The organism is Arthrobacter sp. 7Tela_A1 (assembly GCF_049311065.1).
Lineage (GTDB): Bacteria > Actinomycetota > Actinomycetes > Actinomycetales > Micrococcaceae > Arthrobacter_B.
This window is the reverse complement of record NZ_JAXIOO010000021.1, coordinates 43,272-60,983: the sequence shown is the minus strand read 5'-3', so window position 1 is coordinate 60,983 and position 17,712 is coordinate 43,272. Positions and strand designations below refer to the sequence as shown.

Annotated in this window: 15 protein-coding genes; all 15 read right to left on the bottom strand. The window is 65.5% G+C overall.

Features of this window, described 5'->3' with window-relative positions; all coding sequences use genetic code 11:
* Positions 1–54 precede the first annotated feature (54 nt).
* On the bottom strand, positions 55–783 hold the full coding sequence (locus tag TVB01_RS10475) for a polyprenol monophosphomannose synthase (RefSeq protein WP_422455840.1): 729 nt from the start codon (positions 781–783) through the stop codon (positions 55–57).
* 440 nt (positions 784–1,223) lie between these two features.
* Entirely contained in the window at positions 1,224–2,864 is a 1,641-nt protein-coding gene (locus TVB01_RS10470; protein WP_422455839.1) for an amidohydrolase, read from the bottom strand.
* Between the two features lie 92 nt (positions 2,865–2,956).
* Positions 2,957–5,806, bottom strand: coding sequence for a DEAD/DEAH box helicase (locus TVB01_RS10465; RefSeq protein WP_422455838.1), 2,850 nt, complete (start codon positions 5,804–5,806; stop codon positions 2,957–2,959).
* 30 nt (positions 5,807–5,836) lie between these two features.
* Entirely contained in the window at positions 5,837–6,622 is a 786-nt protein-coding gene (tatC, locus tag TVB01_RS10460; protein WP_422455837.1) for a twin-arginine translocase subunit TatC, read from the bottom strand.
* A 47-nt stretch (positions 6,623–6,669) separates the two neighbouring features.
* Positions 6,670–6,969, bottom strand: coding sequence for a Sec-independent protein translocase subunit TatA (tatA, locus tag TVB01_RS10455; RefSeq protein WP_422455836.1), 300 nt, complete (start codon positions 6,967–6,969; stop codon positions 6,670–6,672).
* 32 nt (positions 6,970–7,001) lie between these two features.
* Positions 7,002–7,340 carry a hypothetical protein gene (locus TVB01_RS10450; RefSeq protein ID WP_422455834.1) on the bottom strand — a complete coding sequence of 113 codons (339 nt, stop codon included), beginning with the start codon at positions 7,338–7,340 and terminating at the stop codon, positions 7,002–7,004.
* Between the two features lie 73 nt (positions 7,341–7,413).
* A complete protein-coding gene (locus tag TVB01_RS10445; protein ID WP_422455833.1) occupies positions 7,414–9,423 on the bottom strand; it encodes a helix-turn-helix transcriptional regulator in 2,010 nt (669 codons plus the stop codon).
* A gap of 162 nt (positions 9,424–9,585) precedes the next feature.
* A complete protein-coding gene (locus tag TVB01_RS10440; protein WP_227896651.1) occupies positions 9,586–9,981 on the bottom strand; it encodes an FKBP-type peptidyl-prolyl cis-trans isomerase in 396 nt (131 codons plus the stop codon).
* Positions 9,982–10,029: 48 nt separating this feature from the next.
* Positions 10,030–10,911: an FKBP-type peptidyl-prolyl cis-trans isomerase gene (locus TVB01_RS10435; protein WP_422455832.1), complete on the bottom strand. Its 882-nt coding sequence runs from the start codon at positions 10,909–10,911 to the stop codon at positions 10,030–10,032.
* A gap of 155 nt (positions 10,912–11,066) precedes the next feature.
* Positions 11,067–12,428, bottom strand: coding sequence for a Pup--protein ligase (pafA, locus tag TVB01_RS10430; protein WP_422455831.1), 1,362 nt, complete (start codon positions 12,426–12,428; stop codon positions 11,067–11,069).
* Positions 12,428–13,183: a proteasome subunit alpha gene (prcA, locus tag TVB01_RS10425; RefSeq protein WP_422455830.1), complete on the bottom strand. Its 756-nt coding sequence runs from the start codon at positions 13,181–13,183 to the stop codon at positions 12,428–12,430. The genes pafA and prcA overlap by 1 nt, the downstream gene beginning before the upstream one ends.
* 3 nt (positions 13,184–13,186) lie before the next feature.
* On the bottom strand, positions 13,187–14,011 hold the full coding sequence (prcB, locus tag TVB01_RS10420) for a proteasome subunit beta (RefSeq protein ID WP_422455829.1): 825 nt from the start codon (positions 14,009–14,011) through the stop codon (positions 13,187–13,189).
* A gap of 3 nt (positions 14,012–14,014) precedes the next feature.
* The gene (locus tag TVB01_RS10415; RefSeq protein ID WP_422455828.1) at positions 14,015–14,224 is read right to left on the bottom strand and encodes a ubiquitin-like protein Pup; all 210 of its coding nucleotides are present in this window, start codon (positions 14,222–14,224) and stop codon (positions 14,015–14,017) included.
* 39 nt (positions 14,225–14,263) lie between these two features.
* Positions 14,264–15,856 carry a depupylase/deamidase Dop gene (dop, locus tag TVB01_RS10410; RefSeq protein ID WP_422455827.1) on the bottom strand — a complete coding sequence of 531 codons (1,593 nt, stop codon included), beginning with the start codon at positions 15,854–15,856 and terminating at the stop codon, positions 14,264–14,266.
* Positions 15,857–15,870: 14 nt separating this feature from the next.
* Entirely contained in the window at positions 15,871–17,625 is a 1,755-nt protein-coding gene (gene arc, locus TVB01_RS10405; RefSeq protein ID WP_422455826.1) for a proteasome ATPase, read from the bottom strand.
* Positions 17,626–17,712: the final 87 nt, after the last annotated feature.

Here is a 17,712-nt window from a genome sequence, read left to right as displayed (position 1 = left end):
GGGGGGGGGGGGGGGCGGGGGCCTTTGCCGTACCCGATGCGTCCGTCCCGCGGCTCAGCCCCGGCGGGTCAGTTTCGCCCAGCGGGCGCCGAGTCCCCACTTGGTAACGTTCGCAATCGCTTCAAAAACAATGTTGCCGCTCATCTTCGACGCGCCAAACTCGCGCTCGACGAACGTGATGGGCACTTCGTTGATGGTCAGGCCCAGGCGCGCTACCCGGAACGTCATGTCCACTTGGAAGCCGTAGCCCACGGATTCAACAGCGGAGAGATCCAGTTTCTCCAGCGTGGTGCGGCGGAAGGCGCGGTACCCGGCGGTGATGTCGCGGACCGGGATGCCCAGCATGAACCGCGAGTACGTGCTCCCCGCGCGGGAAAGCAGCTTGCGGTGCAGCGGCCAGTTCACAACCGACCCGCCCGGTACCCAGCGGGAGCCGATGACCAGGTCAGCCCCTTCTTTCGAGGCTTCGAGCAGAAGCGGCAGCTGCTCGGGCTTGTGGGATCCGTCGGCGTCCATCTCCACGAGGATGTCGTAACCCTTGTCCAGGCCCCAGCGGAAGCCTGCAATGTAGGCAGCGCCAAGCCCTTCCTTGCCCTTGCGGTGCAGGACATGGACCTGCGGATCGCGGGCTGCCTGCTCGTCGGCGAAGGCGCCAGTACCATCGGGGCTGTTGTCGTCCGCAATCAGCACATCCGAGTCAGGTACAGCGGCCCGCAGCCGTGCCAGGGTCTTGGGTAGCGACTCGATCTCGTTGTAAGTGGGGATGATGGTGAGGACGCGCACGCATGGCCTTTCAACAAACACGAGCCGCGCTGATCGCGGCCCGGAGGGGTACTGCCGGTGGGCAGGTTTACCAGTATATGGGACGCGTCCGATCAGGGCCCGTGGGGCACATTGGATGCGCACGCGCACAAAGGGGCGGGTTCCGCCGTCTTCGGGCCAGTCCCGGGCAAGCCGGACCTGTTTTCTACTGACGGATGAACCCACCCCAATGCGTTGCTGCTGGTGGCCGAGCACATTCTTCGGCGGACGAACCACCACCCCCCACGCACGTGTGCACGGGCCTCACGAACCGTCTTCGGCACACGCCGTTTCCGGTCCGCAGTTCCCTTAGCCTACGTGCTGAGCGGGGAGTGTCAACACAATCCTGACTAGGCGACTTCTATGTCATCGCAGGTCAGAGCACGTTTCGCGAGCAGCCTCGGACGAAAATATTTGGCCCCCTAACTGAAATCCGGTGCCCGGTACAGCTCCGTACCAAGGTGCACGGTCTGCAGGCAGCGCGGCAGTGAACCGGTGTCCAAGGCGGGCAGCAGCGGTGTTCCGGCCCGGGGATCGGTGCTCCAGGAAGCCACTGACGAATCGGGAGTCTGGACCATGAGCTCGTCGGCCTCCCAGACCGCAAACGAGGCCGGGGTTCCGGGAGCGAGCTGGCCCAGCATCGGATTTCCGGTCCCGGCGGCACGCCAGCCTGCACGGGTGTGGGCAATAAACGCGGCCCGCGCGGAGATGCGCTCTTTGGGATTGGAATGGGACACGGCGGCCTGGACCGTTCGCCAGGGATCAAGCGCGGTGACGGGTGCGTCGGAACCGAAGACTACGGGAACCCCGGCGGAAAGCAGCGATGCGAAGCGGTTCATGGAACTGCTCCGGCTGCCCAGCCGCTGGCTGTACATGCCGCTGCTGCCGCCCCAGGCAGCGTCGAAGGACGGCTGCATGCTGGCAGTGACGCCGCAACGGACCAGCTCAGCGATGCCGCCGTCGTCGGTCAGTTCCACATGCTCAAGCCGGTGGTGCGCCGCGCGGAGCTTCTGCTCCCCCACGGCCTCCGCTGCGCGGTGCAGTGCTCCCAGCACCGTGTCGAGCCCTGCGTCGCCGATGACGTGGAAACCGGCCTGGAGGCCGGCACGGGTGGCCAGTTCAAGATGCCGGGCTGCCTCTTCCTCGCCCAGGTAGAGGCTCCCCGAGATCTCTGGAGCATCTGTATACGGCAGCCGCACCGCGGCTGTCCGGGCGCCGAAGGAGCCGTCAATGTTCAGGTCCCCGGCGAGGCCCAGGAGCTTTCCGCCAAACGCCTCCCGCAGGTCTTCCAGCTCCTGTTCAGTGGTTGCCAGCTGGCCCCAGTACGGCAGGACCTGGGGGCCGGGAACGGAGCCGAGCGTGCCTTCCAGGCCCAGGAGCTGGCGCAGGTCCTCCGGCGGAACAATATGGGGAGCCGCCATTTCGGCGACAGCCACGATTCCCCGGGAGGCGGCCAGGTCCAAAGCGGCACGCTGGAAGCGGGCACGTTCCTGCAGGCTCAGGCTGCGGGATACGGTCCGGGCGGCCTCATGGGCACCGCGGATCACAAAACCGTTGTCCCAGCCGTCCATGCCGGCCAGACCGAGCTCGGCTGCCAGGGTCCCCGAGACGGCGGCGCAGTGCACGTCTGCGCGGGCCAGGTAGACCCGGCGGTTACCCGAGGCAGCATCAAGCTCTGCCGCAGTGGGAACCCGCGCTTCGGGCCAGCCGGATTCATCCCAGCCGTGCCCGAGCAGAAGCCCGGAGGACGCTTTGGCTGCAGCAGCAACAGCGCTGAGCAGCTCGGCCAGGGAGCTGACGCCGGAGAGGTCCAGCGAAGACTCGGCCAGGCCGGTCTCCGTGAGGTGAACATGCGAGTCGACAAAGCCCGGCGCGGCGAGGGCACCCTGGAGATCCACGACCCGCATCTTTGAGTCCTGGATCGAGGTGGCTGCCTGCTCGGAACCAACCCAGGCGACGGTGCCGCCGTCCACGAGCATGGCTGTCGCGAAAGGATCGGCCGAGCTGTAAACCGAACCGTTGCGGTAAAGGACCAGCTCATTCGCCGGGGCCGTGCTGTTCAAGGACTCACCTGTTCTTCGTAGTTGCTGCGCTAAACCGTCCGCTGGGGGACGCCAGAATTGACCGTAGCCGGAACCGGCCGCCCGTTGGGCGGCTATTCGCTGACGGCGGAGTAGGCGACGACGCCGCGGCGGATCAGATCGATGGCCTCACGGCAGCGGCGGCGCAGGTCCGGCTGCAGGTCGGGCACCTTGGCCAGCTGGTCGATCAGGTCGATGACCTGCTTGGACCAGCGGACAAAGTCGCCGGCGGCCAGTTCGGTCCCATTGAGAGCCACCTGGAGGTGCTTGCCCTGCACCCACTTGAACATCGGCCAGACCAGGCCCAGTTCAGGTTCCCCGGTAAGGGGCAGCTTCTCGGCTTCTTCACGGTCCGTCAGCTCGGACCATTGCCGGATCAGGATGTCGACGGCACCGTCGAGGACGGCACTGGGCATCCGGGGCCGCAGTCCGCGCTCTTCGCGTTTGGGCTGGTAAACGAGTGCCGTGGCGAGGCACGCGAGTTCGACGGCGTCGACGTCGTCGAACGCCCCGTGCTCCAGGCCCAAGGCGGCCAGCAGGTCCCGCTCCCCGTAAATTCGGCGCAGCTTGCTGCCTGGCGGCGTAACCTGCGGCACCCCGTCAGCATCCGGAGCGACATATCCGTAGTGCTCCAGTACCGAGCTGACGCGGTCGAACGTCTTGGCGATCGTATTCGTGCGGCCCCGGATCTGGGCGGTGAGGTTGTCCGTTTCCCGGCGCAGTTTCCACCAGCGCTCGGCCCAGCGGGCGTGGTCTTCCCGTTCGCTGCAGCCGTGGCAGGGATGGGCACGCAGTTTGCGGCGCAGCTCTGCAATGGCCTGCTCCTGCCGCTCCGTGCCCGCTGCATGCAGCGAGGCACCGCGGCCGCCGGCGGGCCGGGGCGGACGGTGTTCGCGCAGGGCATTGCGCAGCGATGAAGCCAGGTCACGCCGGTCCTTGGGCGTACGGGCATTGAAGGATTTGGGGATCCGGATCTGCGAGACCACGTCCAAGGGACCGTCCAGGTCCCCCACATGCAGGCGCCGGATCTGTTTGTCTTCCGTGAGGATGGTTGGCCGGGGTTCACGCGCACTGGTGTCCGGCGTCAGGACCACCGCGTAGCCGGGACTGCGGCCGCCCGGCACGTCGATGACGTCCCCGGGGCGCAGGGTTTCCAGGGAAGCGGCGGCCGCGCTTCGGCGGCTGCGGGCCTTGGACTTGGACGCCGCCTGCTCCAGGTCTGAAAGTTTCCGGCGAAGGGCGGAGTACTCGGAAAAGTCCCCCAGATGGCAGGTCATTGCCTTCTCGTACCCGGCGAGGGATTCTTCGCGGGAACGCACCTGCCGCGCGAGCCCCACAACAGACCGGTCGGCCTGGAACTGCGCGAAGGAGGATTCGAGGATTTCCCTGGCACGGTCGCGGCCGAATTGCGCAATGAGGTTGATGCTCATGTTGTAGGTCGGCCGGAACGATGAGTTCAGCGGGTAGGTGCGCCGCGAGGCGAGGCCTGCGACCGCTGCAGGGTTGGTGCCGGGCTGCCAAAGGACCACCGCATGGCCTTCGACGTCGATTCCGCGGCGTCCTGCGCGGCCGGTCAGCTGCGTGTACTCCCCTGCCGTGATGTCTACGTGGGCTTCACCGTTGAACTTGTCGAGCTTTTCCAGGACTACGGAGCGTGCCGGCATGTTGACGCCCAGGGCGAGGGTCTCCGTGGCGAACACCGCCCGGACCAGGCCTGCGGCGAACAGCTTCTCCACGACTTCCTTGAAGGTGGGCAGCATGCCCGCGTGGTGGGCAGCGAACCCGCGGACCAGCCCCTCACGCCAGGTCCAGAAGCCTAGAACTTCCAAGTCGTCCTCGGGAATGTCCCGGCTGGCTTCATCGACCGTCGCCGCTATGACCCGGCGTTCAGCTTCGGTGGTCAGGGCCAGCCCGGAGTCGACGCACTGCCGGACTGCGGCGTCGCAGCCGTTGCGCGAGAAAATGAACGTGATTGCCGGAAGGAGCCCGCGCTTGTCCAGCTGGCTGATCACCTGCGGGCGGGAAGCCCGGGGTGTGCGGGTCTGCGGAGCGCTGGGAGCGTAACTGCCGCGGCCCCGCTCGTATTTGCGGCCGCCCGAACCGGGGCGCTGCGAGCCCCAGCGGGAACGCTGGTTCAACCGGGATTCGTTGCGTGCCAGCTCAAGCAGTTCCGGATTGACCTTCACCTTTTCCTGAATGCCTGCCGGGCGCTCGGAATCATCGGCGGCTTCGTCGAAGGACACATCGGTGGCGAAGAGGTCCACGATGTCCCGGCCCACCATGACGTGCTGCCACAGCGGCACCGGACGGTGCTCGGTGACGACGACGTCGGTGTCCCCCCGGACCGTGTCCAGCCATGCCCCGAACTCCTCGGCGTTGGACACCGTGGCGCTCAGTGACACCAGCTGCACGTCAGAGCGCAGGTGGATGATGACTTCTTCCCAGACTGCGCCGCGGAAGCGGTCGGCGAGGTAATGCACCTCATCCATGACCACGTAGCCAAGGTCATCCAGCGTCGCGGAGTTGGAGTACAGCATGTTGCGCAGCACTTCAGTCGTCATCACGACGACGGGAGCTTCGGGGTTGATGCTGGTGTCCCCCGTGAGCAGTCCAACGTTCTCCGGACCGTAAGAGGCCGAAAGCTCCACGTACTTCTGGTTGCTCAGCGCTTTGATCGGCGTCGTGTAGAAAGCCTTCAGGCCCCGTTCGAGCGCCATGTAGACGGCGAACTCCCCCACCACCGTCTTGCCGGCGCCGGTGGGAGCTGCCACGAGCACGCCGCGTCCCGCCTCCACGGAGCGGCAGGCTTCGATCTGGAAAGGGTCGAGGTCGAAGCCCAGCGACTGCTCGAAGACTCCCAGGCGGGTACGTGCGTGTCCGGTGCGTTCTTTGGCGGCCTGGTACCGCTCAGACGGGGAAGTCATATCTCCAGCCTAAACGGTGTTCAGCCAGGGCTAGATGTCCTCGAGGGCTGAGGCCTTGTCCGCCTCAGCGTCCACGGCGGCTTCCCGGGCTGCGTTGCGGCGGGCACGGCGCTTGTCGTTCAGGAAACAGAGGCCGACGGCGACGGCGAAGAGCACCAGCAGCGGTGCGGCAAGGTAGAACATGCTCAGGGCATCGCCGCCGGGGGCAGCCATGGCGGCGAAGAGGCAAATGATGAAGACCGTGATCCGCCAGTACTTCACGATAGTTTTCCCCGAGAGCAGCCCCAGCAGGTTCAGCCCCACCATGACCACGGGGATCAGGAAGGCAATGCCGAAGGCGAGAAGCAGGCGCAGGACAAAGGCGAGGTACACCGAAGCGGTGATGACGTTGGCTGCACCCTCGGGGGTGAAGTCAGTCAGGACGCCGACGGCATTCGGGAGGATCAGCCAGGCGAGCCACACCCCGGCCAGGAAGAGCGGCACGGCGGCTGCCAGGAACCCGAGTGCGGCCCGCCGCTCCTTGGTCCGCAGGCCGGGAGTGATGAACGCCCACAGCTGGTAAAGCCAGAAAGGACTGGATACCAGCACGCCAATGAAAACCGAAACCTGGATCATCTGGTCGAACGAGGTGGCGACGCCGTCGAAGTTGATCGTCGCCAGCCGCCCCTCCTGCTCCGACAGTTCCCGGACAGGACGGGTCAGTTCGTTAAAGACGGGCATGTAGAGGAAGAATCCCCCGACCGTGCCCAGGACAACGGCGATTGCCGCCTTGAACAGCCGGTTGCGGAATTCCCTCAGGTGTTCCTTGAGGGCCATCCGCCCTTCAGGGTTGGATTTGCGCCCTCGGTTCAGCGCCACTGCCGTTACGGGGTGGTGTGCGGATTACCGGTGCCGGGAGTGGATCCCGGCGGCGGTGTCTGCGTCGGTGCCGGCCCCTGGTTGGGCGTGGCCGAAGGGTTGGCCGGGTTATTGACCACACGGCCTTCCACCGGCTCGCCGTCACCCGTTCCGGACGTATTCTCGTCCTTCATCTGGCGTACCTCGGACTTGAAGATCCGCAGGGACTGTCCAACGCTGCGTGCCAGCCCCGGGAGCTTGGGAGCTCCAAAGAGGAGGATCGCAATAACAATGATGATGACAATATGCCAGCCTTCTAGGCGCATGCCGGTGTCCTTTCGTTACAAGCCATTTTATGTCAGAGCCCAGGGATATCGCGCCACGCCCGCGGTTGACCGCGCAGGCGCCTCCGCTCGACCCGGCGTTCACGCCGGGCCTCTTTCCGTTCTGCCTTGCCGTCCTCGTACCGGAGCCTCGCAACGGCAGGATCGAGGAACACCGCCGGCAGCTGGTCCGCAATTTCCTGCGGGGCCGGCGCGGAAGCAGAGGGCGCAAAGGACAACCGGGATCCGGCTGACTGGACTTCGCCCAGCACCGCCATGAATTTGCGGAAGAGGCGGATGCCGATCAGCACATACAGCAGCAGGGCAACCGCCGTGACGGCTACCCATATAACGATCCACGACCACCAAGGCATGGTCCCAGCATAGTGGAGCCTGGCAAGGACCTCTGCCGCCGCGGTCTTCGGCGGGCGGGGAGTCCCGGGCAGTTCACGCGTAGTTTTCCAGGGCGGCATCGAGCCACGCGGCCGTGGTGGCCGCCAGCTCTTCGGGAGCCGCTACGGACGCTGTTCCACCCAGACGACCGATGAATCCCGGAATCCAGCCCGTGGCCGGGGTTCGCAGGACCACAACCTGGCTGCCGTCCGGCAATGCGGTGCGGAGCTCTGCCGAATACGCTTCAGCTACCCAGGAGGCGTCGGGCATAAGGCGGATTGTGACGGACTCATCGGACTCCCCCGCGGTAAACAGACTGGCAGGGAACTGGCGGACGGGTTCCGGGGTGTCCGGCGGGACGGCGCCGGCGTCCTCCCATTCCACGATCCGGTCTACCCTGAAGAACCGCGTCGCTTCGGCCCGGTGGCACCAGGCGTCGACGTACCAGGTGTCGTTCTCGGAGAAGATGCGCCGGGGTTCGATAACCCGCTCCGAGACCTCGTCACGGCTCGGCACCACGTACCGGATCGACAGTCGCCGCTTGTCGCTGACGCTCCTGCGCAGGTCTTCAAGCAGGGCCGGTGCCGCCCCGGACGGGAGGAGAGCGGCCGCTACGGCGGACCCGGCGGTGCCGGCAGTTCCGGCTGCCTCGCTGAGCTTGGCATGGGCACTGGCGACGGCATCAGTGGGGGCAGCGCCCGGCAGGGCGGCCAGGGTGTCGAGGCCGACGATGAGGGCGGCCGCCTCATCCATGGCCAGCCGGACGGGCTGGGAAAGGTTCTCTGCGTTGTCGATAAAGATCTGGCCCGTTTCGAAATCCACGTCCATGAGCCCGTTGGGGTAATAGCGCGGACCGCTGACGAACAAGAGGTTCAGGTCGGCAGCGAGCTGCTCCGGGCTCACGCCGAACCTGCCGGCGGTCTCTTCCAGGTCCGCGCCCTGGTTGGCGAGGATGTACGGGACCAGGTCAAGCAACCGGCTGAGCCGTTCCTGTGCCCCTGCGGCCTTCACTGCCCTGGTCCGCGGCGCTGCGGGTTCGGGGAACTCCGGAACGGGTTCCCGCTGTCTTTCGCGGGCCGCCGTCAGGGTCGTCTGCACCATGCTGCGCAGCTCGGGAGGGTGGACTGCCTCGGCAGCAGGCCCCAGCGCCGCAACGTCCGCAGCGAGCCCGTCAACATCCGTCACCGTGAGCCAGATCCGGTCCATTCCCGCTGCCGGTGCGCTGAGTCCTTCCGGCTCCGGGCCAGCTGGGCTGGCTGTTCCGGCGCGCAGGCGCAGTTCGGCGCCGGCTCCGGAACGCACGTCAACCACTGCCTGCTGCTCCGGGAACACTGCATCGAGGGAAGCGAGGGAGGCATGGATGTCGAAGTGTTCAGGAACTGTGTAGCTTCCGCGGCCGGTCTTGACCGCAGTGGTCATTCGGGAGAGGCGGAAGTAACGTTCGGCTTGGCGGTCCCTGTCCCAGCCGACCACGTACCAATGCCCGTAACGCGATCCCATCCCCCACGGTTCAAGGTGCCGGGTGGCTTCCGTACCGCCTGCTGCCCGGTAGCCGAAGGTGATGGGCACGCGGCCGGCCGTGGCACGGAACACGGCCGAAAACGTCGGATCACTGGTCCGGATTCCGGGTTGGATCGGGCTGGCCGCCGCGTCTTCGGCAATCACGCCCCGTGCCCGGAGCTTGCGCACTGCGCGGGCCGCTGCGGAACCCAGCGCTGCCTGTTCCCACATCTGGGCGGCCAGGGCGAGTACCGCTGATTCGGCGTTGGTGAAGGTCACCTCGGGCAGCCGGTACTCCTCGCTGCGGATCCGGTAGCGCTGGACGGTGTTGTCCCCTTCGAAGAGGGCATCGTCGCTGTAGGACTCCACGGGAATGCCCTGTTCGCGCAGGAAGGCTTTGTCCCGGTCGAAAAGCTTTTCGCGGGCCTCCGTGGAGGCGGCTTCGGAATAGAGCTCGATTTCTTCAAACAGCTCATGCTTGGTGAAGCCGCGCCGGCTGGAGAGCAGGGCGATGACCAGGTTGAGCAGGCGTTCAGTGCGTTTTTCGGCAGGTTGCTGGGACACACGGCTAATCTACCGCCCGAGCGGCGCCAAACACGCCAAGGGCGGCCCCGCGGCGGGGGCGCGGCCCCCCCCGCGGCGCCCCCCCCGCCACGGGGGTCCGGGGGGGGGGTGTGCGCCGCCGGCGTGCCCGCCCCTGGATGCGGATGGAGAGTGCTGCGGTCCTTAGCGGACGCCGAGCAGGTCCACGACGAAAATCAGGGACTCCCCCGGGGCGATGGCTGAGCCGGCGCCCCGGTCACCGTACGCCAGGTGTGCGGGAATCTCGAGGCGGCGGCGTCCGCCGACCTTCATTCCCAGCAGGCCCTGATCCCATCCCTGGATGACCTGGCCGATTCCGACCTTGAAGTCGAGCGGGGCACCGCGGTTCCACGAGGCGTCAAATTCTTCCCCGGTGGAGAACGCTACGCCGACATAGTGGGTGGAGACGGTGTCTCCGGGCTTTGCCTCGGCACCGTCACCGACAACGATGTCCTCGATGACGAGGTCTGTCGGGGCATCGTGCTCCGGGAAATCGATTTCCGGCTTCTGCCGGTCGTACTCGCGCTTTCCGAATGACATGGAACTCCTTCGTTTGGGACTGCCTGCAATCTTATCCGGCTAAGGCGGTTACTTCGCCTCGAGGATATCCACGACGAACACGAGGGTTTCGTTCTGGAGCTCGTGGCCCTCCTGGGAGCCGTAGGCCGTGGCGGGAGGTGCCACGATCAGCACCTGGGAGCCAACTGTCTTTCCGGCCAGTCCTTCGGTCCAGGCAGAGATCACCTGATTCAGGCCGAAGGTGGCGGCGCTGCCGCTCTCCCAGCTGGAGTCGAAGACAGTTCCGTCGGACCACTTCACGCCGTGGTACTGCACCGTGACGGTGTCATCAGCTTCAATGACAGCCCCGTCGCCCTTCTTCAGGTCCTGGGCGACCGGCTCGGTGGGTGCTTCAGCCTCGGGGACAGTGATGGTGGGCTGTCCTTCGTCGGAAAGCTCAACCGTCGGGAGGCCCTCTACGGGGTCCACATCCGAACCCCAGGCACGCGTGGGAACGTCGCGGGCATCGGTCAGGGTGAACACGATGAACTGGGACTGCGTTCCGGTGTCTTCGCTGCCGGGCACGTAGTAGGCGAAGTCAGAGCCGACCGGTGCGCCCACGAGGGCGCTGTACATCTGCTCATTCCCTTGCTTGAGGGAGTCATCCACGGCGATGTCCTCGGCCGTCTCGGCCGTGTAGGTCTCCTGGCCTGCTTCCCCGTTCTCGGGGTTGAGGACCACAAGGCGGACGGACGCCGTCTGGCCTTCGGTGAGTTCCTCGCCGTCGCCGTCGTTCACCCGCACCAGCGTGGGCTCGTCGACTGTCAGCGGCGCGTCGAACTCCACGGTGGGGACGCTGCCGTCGCCGGTGGAGCTGACCTTGACCGAGGACAGTGGGCCGCTGCTGTCATCGCCTGAACAGGCGGTCAGCAGGAGGAGGGCGGGCAGGAGTATAGCTAGTACTTTTCGCACAGTACTTCTTTCAGTGGCGGACAATGTGACTGTTCCCGGAAGCGGGCACCGCAGCGGCGCATGCGCATCCGGACAGCATGTCCCACCCTAACGCGTGCACCTGAGAGGAGCCTAGGACAGCGGTGCCCCAGCTCTGGAAAGCTGCCGTGCCGGGGTCAGAGGGTGGACAGCAGCGCCTCCACCCGCTCATCCACCGCGGCGAAGGGGTCCTTGCACAGCACTGTCTGCTGGGCGCGGTCATTGAGCTTCAGGTGCACCCAGTCGACGGTGAAATCACGGTTGGCAGCTTTCGCCCGGCGGACGAAGTCGCCGCGCAGTTTGGCACGCGTGCTCTGCGGCGGGACGTCCACCGCCTCTTTAATGTCACTGTCGTCGACCACCCGTGCTGTCTCTCCGCGGGACTGCAGGAGGTAGAACAGTCCCCGTTTGCGCGAGATGTCGTGGTAGGTGAGGTCGATCTGGGCCAGCCGCGGGGATGCCATGTCCAGGCCGGAGCGCTCAGCGTAGCGGTCAACTATCTTCTTCTTGATGGCCCAGTCGATTTCCGTGTCGATCCGTGAGGTGTCTCCGGTCTCGACAGCGTCCAGGGCACGGCCCCACAAATCGAGGATCCGGGGAACGTACCGGTTATGCGCACCGTTCGCGTCCACGAAGTCCGCAGCACGCTCCAGATAGAGGTGCTGCAGCTCCAGGGCGGTCATGCTGGACCCGTTGGCAAGTTTCAGCGGGGCCGACCCGGTGAGGTCGTGGGAGATCTCCCGGATGCTGCGGATAGGATTCTCCAGCCTGAGGTCGCGCATGATCACGCCCGCCTCGATCATCCGCAGCATCAGGTCCACAGTTCCGACCTTGAGCATCGAGGTGGTCTCGGACATGTTGGAATCGCCGGCAATGACGTGCAGCCGGCGGTAATGCTCGGCGTCGGCATGGGGTTCATCGCGGGTGTTGATGATCGGGCGCGAACGGGTCGTTGCGGAGGACACCCCTTCCCAGATGTGGTCGGCCCGCTGGGAGAACGCGTACAGGGAACCCGACTGCGTCTTCAGGACCTTTCCGGCGCCGACAAGCAGCTGCCGGGTGACCAGGAACGGGATCAGGATGTCTGCCAGGCGGGAGAATTCCAGCCGGCGGGGAATGAGGTAGTTCTCGTGACTGCCGTAGGAATTGCCTGCGGAGTCAGTGTTGTTCTTGAAGAGGTAGACGCTGCCGTTGAAGCCCTCCGCCTGCAGCCGTTCCTCCGCTTCGTCAACGAGGTCGTCGAGGATCAGTTCGCCGGCCCGGTCATGGGCGATCAGCTGCGCCAGGTCGTCGCATTCCGCCGTGGCGTATTCGGGGTGCGATCCGACGTCGAGGTAGAGCCGTGAGCCGTTGGTCAGGAAGACATTCGATGACCTTCCCCAGCTCACCACCTTGCGGAAGAGGTAGCGTGCCACTTCTTCCGGTGAAAGCGGCCGCGAATCCGGTCCAGAGTAGGCGATCCCGAATTCAGTCTCCACGCCGAAGATCCTGCGGTCCATCAGTCTCCTTCCGCGCCGGCCAGCAAGCGGTCCAGCTCAACGGTTCCAATCCTGCGGAAAGCCCGGACAGTCCCCCGGGTCGACAGCGGATCCCGGTCCAGGACGGCGACCTCCAGGAGGCCGGCCCCCAGCAGCTCGGGCGTGGACGCCGGCGAGTCGCCGCCGGATCCCGCGTCAGGAGCATTCCGCGTGGCTGAGAGCGCTTTGACGGCTACCTTGATGGCCTCGCTGAAGGACGTGTCCGGGGACCAGGCCCGGGCCAGGGAGTCGTTGACGATGTCCGCCTGCCCGCCCATGACCACGTAGTTGCTCTCGTCGGCAATCGAACCGTCGAAGGTGAGGCGGTAGAGGTGGTCGCTGTAGGGTTCGGATCCGACTTCGGCGACGGCGAGCTCAACTTCGAACGGTTTACCTTCGGTGGTGAAGACCGAACCGAGGCTCTGGGCATAGACACTGGCCAGTCCCCGGGCGGATACGTCTTCCCTGGCATAGGAGTATCCCCGTACGTCCGCGTAGCGGACTCCGGCCTGCCGGAGGCTCTCGAACTCGTTGTACTTACCCACCGCCGCAAAACCGATCCGGTCGTAGATCTCACCCAGTTTGTGGAGGGAGGGCGACGGGTTCTCCGCGACAAAGGCTATGCCGTCGCGGCAGGTGAGCACCACCACGGAACGGCCGCGTGCAATTCCTTTCCGGGCGAAATCCGCCCGGTCCTTCATGAGCTGTTCGGGCGATACGTAGAACTGCTGTGTCATCGGCTAAGCCTCCAGCCCGGCGACTGAACGCCGTGCCACGAGCTCTTCGGCCATCTGGTGCAGTTCCCGCTCGGGAATCTCGCGGATCCCCGCCGCATTGACGATGTACACCACGGGCCACAGCTTCCGGACCAGGTCCGGTCCCCCGGTCGCGGAGTCGTCGTCGGCGGCGTCGTAGAGGGACTCCAAGGCCACGCGCACTGCCTGCTCTTCATCCAGGCCAGGCCGCCAGAGTTTCTTCAGGGCTCCGCGTGCGAAGACGGAACCCGACCCGACACTGTGGTGCTCGTATTCCTCGTACCGTCCGCCGGTGACGTCGTAGGAGAAGATCCGGCCCTCGTGGCGGTCGGTGTCGTATCCGGCGAAGAGGGGAATGACGGCCAGGCCCTGCAGTGCCAGGGGAAGGTTCTGGCGGACCATGGCCGCGAGCCGGTTGGACTTGCCGTCCAGGCTCATGGGGGTGCCCTCGATCTTGTCGTAGTGTTCCAGCTCCACCTGGAACAGCCGGATCATGTCCAGCGCGATCCCTGCCGTCCCGGCGATGCCGAGCACGGAGTAGTTGTCCGCCGGAAAGACTTTGCGGATGTGGCGGCTGGCGATCATGTTGCCCATGGTTGCCCGCCGGTCCCCCGCCATCAGGACACCGCCGGCGTAGGTCAGGGACACGATGGTCGTTGCCTGCGGCGCTGCTCCGGCTGCGGATCCTGCAGGTATGGACCCCAGCCGCCGGGCGGACGGAAGAAGGTCGGGATGGTGGCGGCTCAAATGCTCACTAAACGACGAGCCGGCTGCCGCAGCCACCGCCTGTGCAGGGTCCGGTTGAGTCATCCGCTACTGACCGCCTTTCTGGATAAAGCCGCGGACAAACTCTTCTGCGTTGTTCTCCAAGACGCCGTCAATCTCGTCAAGAAGGTCGTCCACACCTTCGGTGTTGGCCGTCGACTGTTCGGCGGGTTCGGCTGCCGGAGGTGGTGTTGCCTCGTCGGTTTCCTCCTGCTCCTGGGGGCGGGATCCGGTGCTCTTTCTGTCCTGGGTTGCCATGACGCTGCCCTTTCCAGCTCGGTAGATGTGTCCTACGTCCTATGGTGCCACGGTAGGTTCCGGACCGGTCAGGAGCCTGGCCACAAAATCCTCCGCATCGGCCGAAACGTCGAAAAGCTCCCCAGTCAGAGCCTTCGTTCCGCGCAGCGGTTCACGCGTGGGAATGCGCTGGAGCCTGCGCCGTGACGGAAGCTCGAAGATGATGGAATCCCAGCTGGCACCAATGACCTCGTCGGGGAACCTGGTAATGCAACGGCCGCGGAAATAGGCGCGGGTGTCTTCGGGCGGCCGGGTCACCGCCGCTGCGATCTGCTCATCGGTCAGGATCCGTTCCATCTGGCCGCGGGCGGCGAGCCGGTAGTACAGCCCCTTCTCCGGCCTCATGTCGGCGTACTGCAGGTCGATCAGGTTCAGCCGGGCATCGTTCCAGGCCAGGCCGTCCCTGTCCCGGTAAGCCTGCAGGAGTTTGAGCTTGGCCACCCAGTCCACCTGGGCCGACGCCGCCATCGGGTCCCGTTTCAGCATGCCGACCACGGACATCCACCGGTTAAGGATGTCCTCGGTCGCTGCGTCGGCGCCCTCGCCCGTCCGGGCATGGGCCGCCGTCGCTTCGAGATACATCTCCTGGAGGTCCAGTCCGGTCACCATCCGGCCGTCCTTCAGCTCCACGAGCTGTGTCAGTGCGGGATCGTGGCTGATGAGCTGCAGGGCACCCACCGGATCACGCAGTTCGATCTCCGGCACGGCGTCGGCTTCGATCAGGGACAGGACCGCCGACGTCGTCCCCACCTTGAGCAGGGCCGAAACTTCACTGAGGTTGGCGTCGCCGATGATGACGTGCAGCCTGCGGTACTTCTCCGCTACGGCATGGGGTTCGTCCCGGGTGTTGACGATCGGCCGGCGGATCGTCGTCTCCAGTCCGACTTCGGTCTCGAAAAAGTCAGCGCGCTGGCTCAGCTGGTAGCCCTGCCGCTGGTTGCTGGTGCCAATCCCGACGCGCCCGGAACCGCAGATCACCTGTCGGGAGGCGAAAAACGGGAGGAGCCCCGATACCAATCGGGTAAACGGCACACTTCGCGGGACCAGGTAGTTCTCATGGGCGCCGTAGGAGACACCTTTGCTGTCCGTGTTGTTCTTGTAGAGGAGCACCGGGGCGAAGCCCGGAGTGCGCGCAATGTGGCGCATGGCCGCCAGCACGACGGCGTCGCCCGCCTTATCCCACAGCACAGCGTCACGGGGATTTGTCACCTCAGGCGAGGAATACTCCGGGTGCGCGTGGTCCACGTAGAGCCGCGCACCGTTTCCCAGCACCATGTTCATGAGCACAGTGCTGTCCTGCGTCTCGCCGTACAAGGCGGACGGCCCGCCGCCTTCCATGGCGATCTGCTCGGCATCCAGCACAGGCGGCGTGTCGGTCAGCTGCGTTGGATCGGCCGCAGTCCGGGGCACGGTATACCCGCGGGCATCGTTCAGCGGCGCCTCGTCCGTATAGTCCCACCGGGTCCCGGAGAGGTTGCCCATCCCTGAACGGACGGTGGCCGCGTAGGCATTGACGATCTGGCTGGAGAGAACGGTGGCGTTGGCGTTGGGCAGGGCCGGAGCGAGGACGCCGTACTCGGTCTCCGTCCCCATAACCCGACGGACCGTCACAGATATTGTCCCGGGTTCGCCGCGGTCTCGATGGTACGGCCCGGCTCCTGGCCGGCCTTGCCCTGGATGATGGTCCGGATGTACGTGATGCGCTCACCCTTCTTGCCCGAGATCCGTGCCCAGTCATCGGGATTCGTGGTGTTGGGCATGTCCTCATGCTCGCGGAATTCGTCGACGACGGCGCGCATCAGGTGGTCGATCCTCAGGCCCCGTTGGCGCAGGGTGAGGAAATCCTTGATCGCGTATTTCTTCGCGCGGTCCACGACGTTCTGGATAACGGCACCGGAGTTGAAGTCCTTGAAATAGAGCATCTCCGTGTCACCGTTGGCGTAGGTCACCTCGAGGTACTCGTTGGACTTGTCCTCGGCGTACATCTTCTCGACGGTCCGCCGGATCATCTCCCGGACCGTGGCTACCGGATCGTAGCCGTGCTCTGCCAGGTCATCGCGGTGCAGCGGGAGGTCCGGCGTCAGGTATTTGGCGAAGATCTCAGCTGCGCCCTCAGCATCCGGGCGCATGATCTTGATCTTCACATCCAGGCGTCCGGGCCGCAGAATGGCGGGATCGATCATGTCCTCGCGGTTCGAGGCACCGATGACGATCACGTTCTCAAGCTTCTCGACGCCGTCGATCTCGCTCAGCAGCTGCGGAACGATAGTGGTTTCGACGTCGGAGGAGACGCCCGTGCCGCGGGTGCGGAACAAAGAGTCCATTTCGTCGAAGAACACCACGACCGGGCTGCCGTCGGATCCCTTCTCCCGTGCACGGGCGAAGATGAGCCGGATGTGCCGTTCAGTCTCGCCGACGTACTTGTCCAGCAGCTCCGGACCCTTGATGTTCAGGAAGTAGCTGCGGGTTCCCGAGATTCCGGTCTGTTCCATGACCCGCTCTGCAAGCGAATGGGCGACCGCCTTGGCAATCAGGGTCTTGCCGCAGCCGGGAGGGCCGTAGAGCAGGATTCCCTTCGGTGCCTTCAGCCCGTGTTCGCGGTACAGGTCCGGGTGCATGAACGGCAGCTCGACGGCGTCGCGGATCGCTTCGATCTGCGGGCCCAGTCCGCCAATGTCGGAGTAGGAGATGTCCGGGACTTCCTCGAGGACCAGGTTCTCAACCTCGCTGCGGGGGATTTTCTCCAGCGCATAGCCGATCCGCGTATCAACCGTGAGCGCGTCTCCGACGCGGACCTTCTCTTCAATCAGCGGGCCGTTGAGCCGGACCACCCGCTCGTCGTCGGCCCGGCCCACTACCAGTGCCCGGTCACCGTCCAGGAGTTCCTGGACGGTGAAGAGCTCCCCGGCCTTCTCGAAGCCGAGGCCCGCGACCACCGTGAGCGATTCATTGAGCAGGACTTCCTGGCCGGGCACGATCTGCCCGAGGTCCAGCAGCGGGCTCACCGCTACCCGCAGCTTCCGTCCGGACTGGATGATGTCCACGCTCTCCTGGACGGTAGCCGTGGTGGAAACCCCGGGCTCCGGTTCGGTGCGGCTGTTTACGGCAAGCACGGTTCCGAAGCTGAACGGAGTCGCGCCTTCCTTCTCCAGTGCGTCCTTGAGCCTGATGATCTCCGCCCTGGCCGTTTCCAGCATGGCCACCAGCCGGGCGTTGTTGTGGGTGAGGGCCGCCAGCTGGCGGTCAACGTTGCGCAGCTTATCCCTGAGGACATTGAGCTGCCGCGATTCCGCGCTGGCTGTTCCGTACTCGCTGCGGGTACCTTCGGCCCCGGTTCCACTGGTGTTTTCCGCGTCAACCATTCTCCGACCACCTTCACTGCTAAGGTCCCTTCGTTTGACGATAACGTAGCGGGGCCAGCAATACACCGGGTCAGGAGTCTTGTGTTT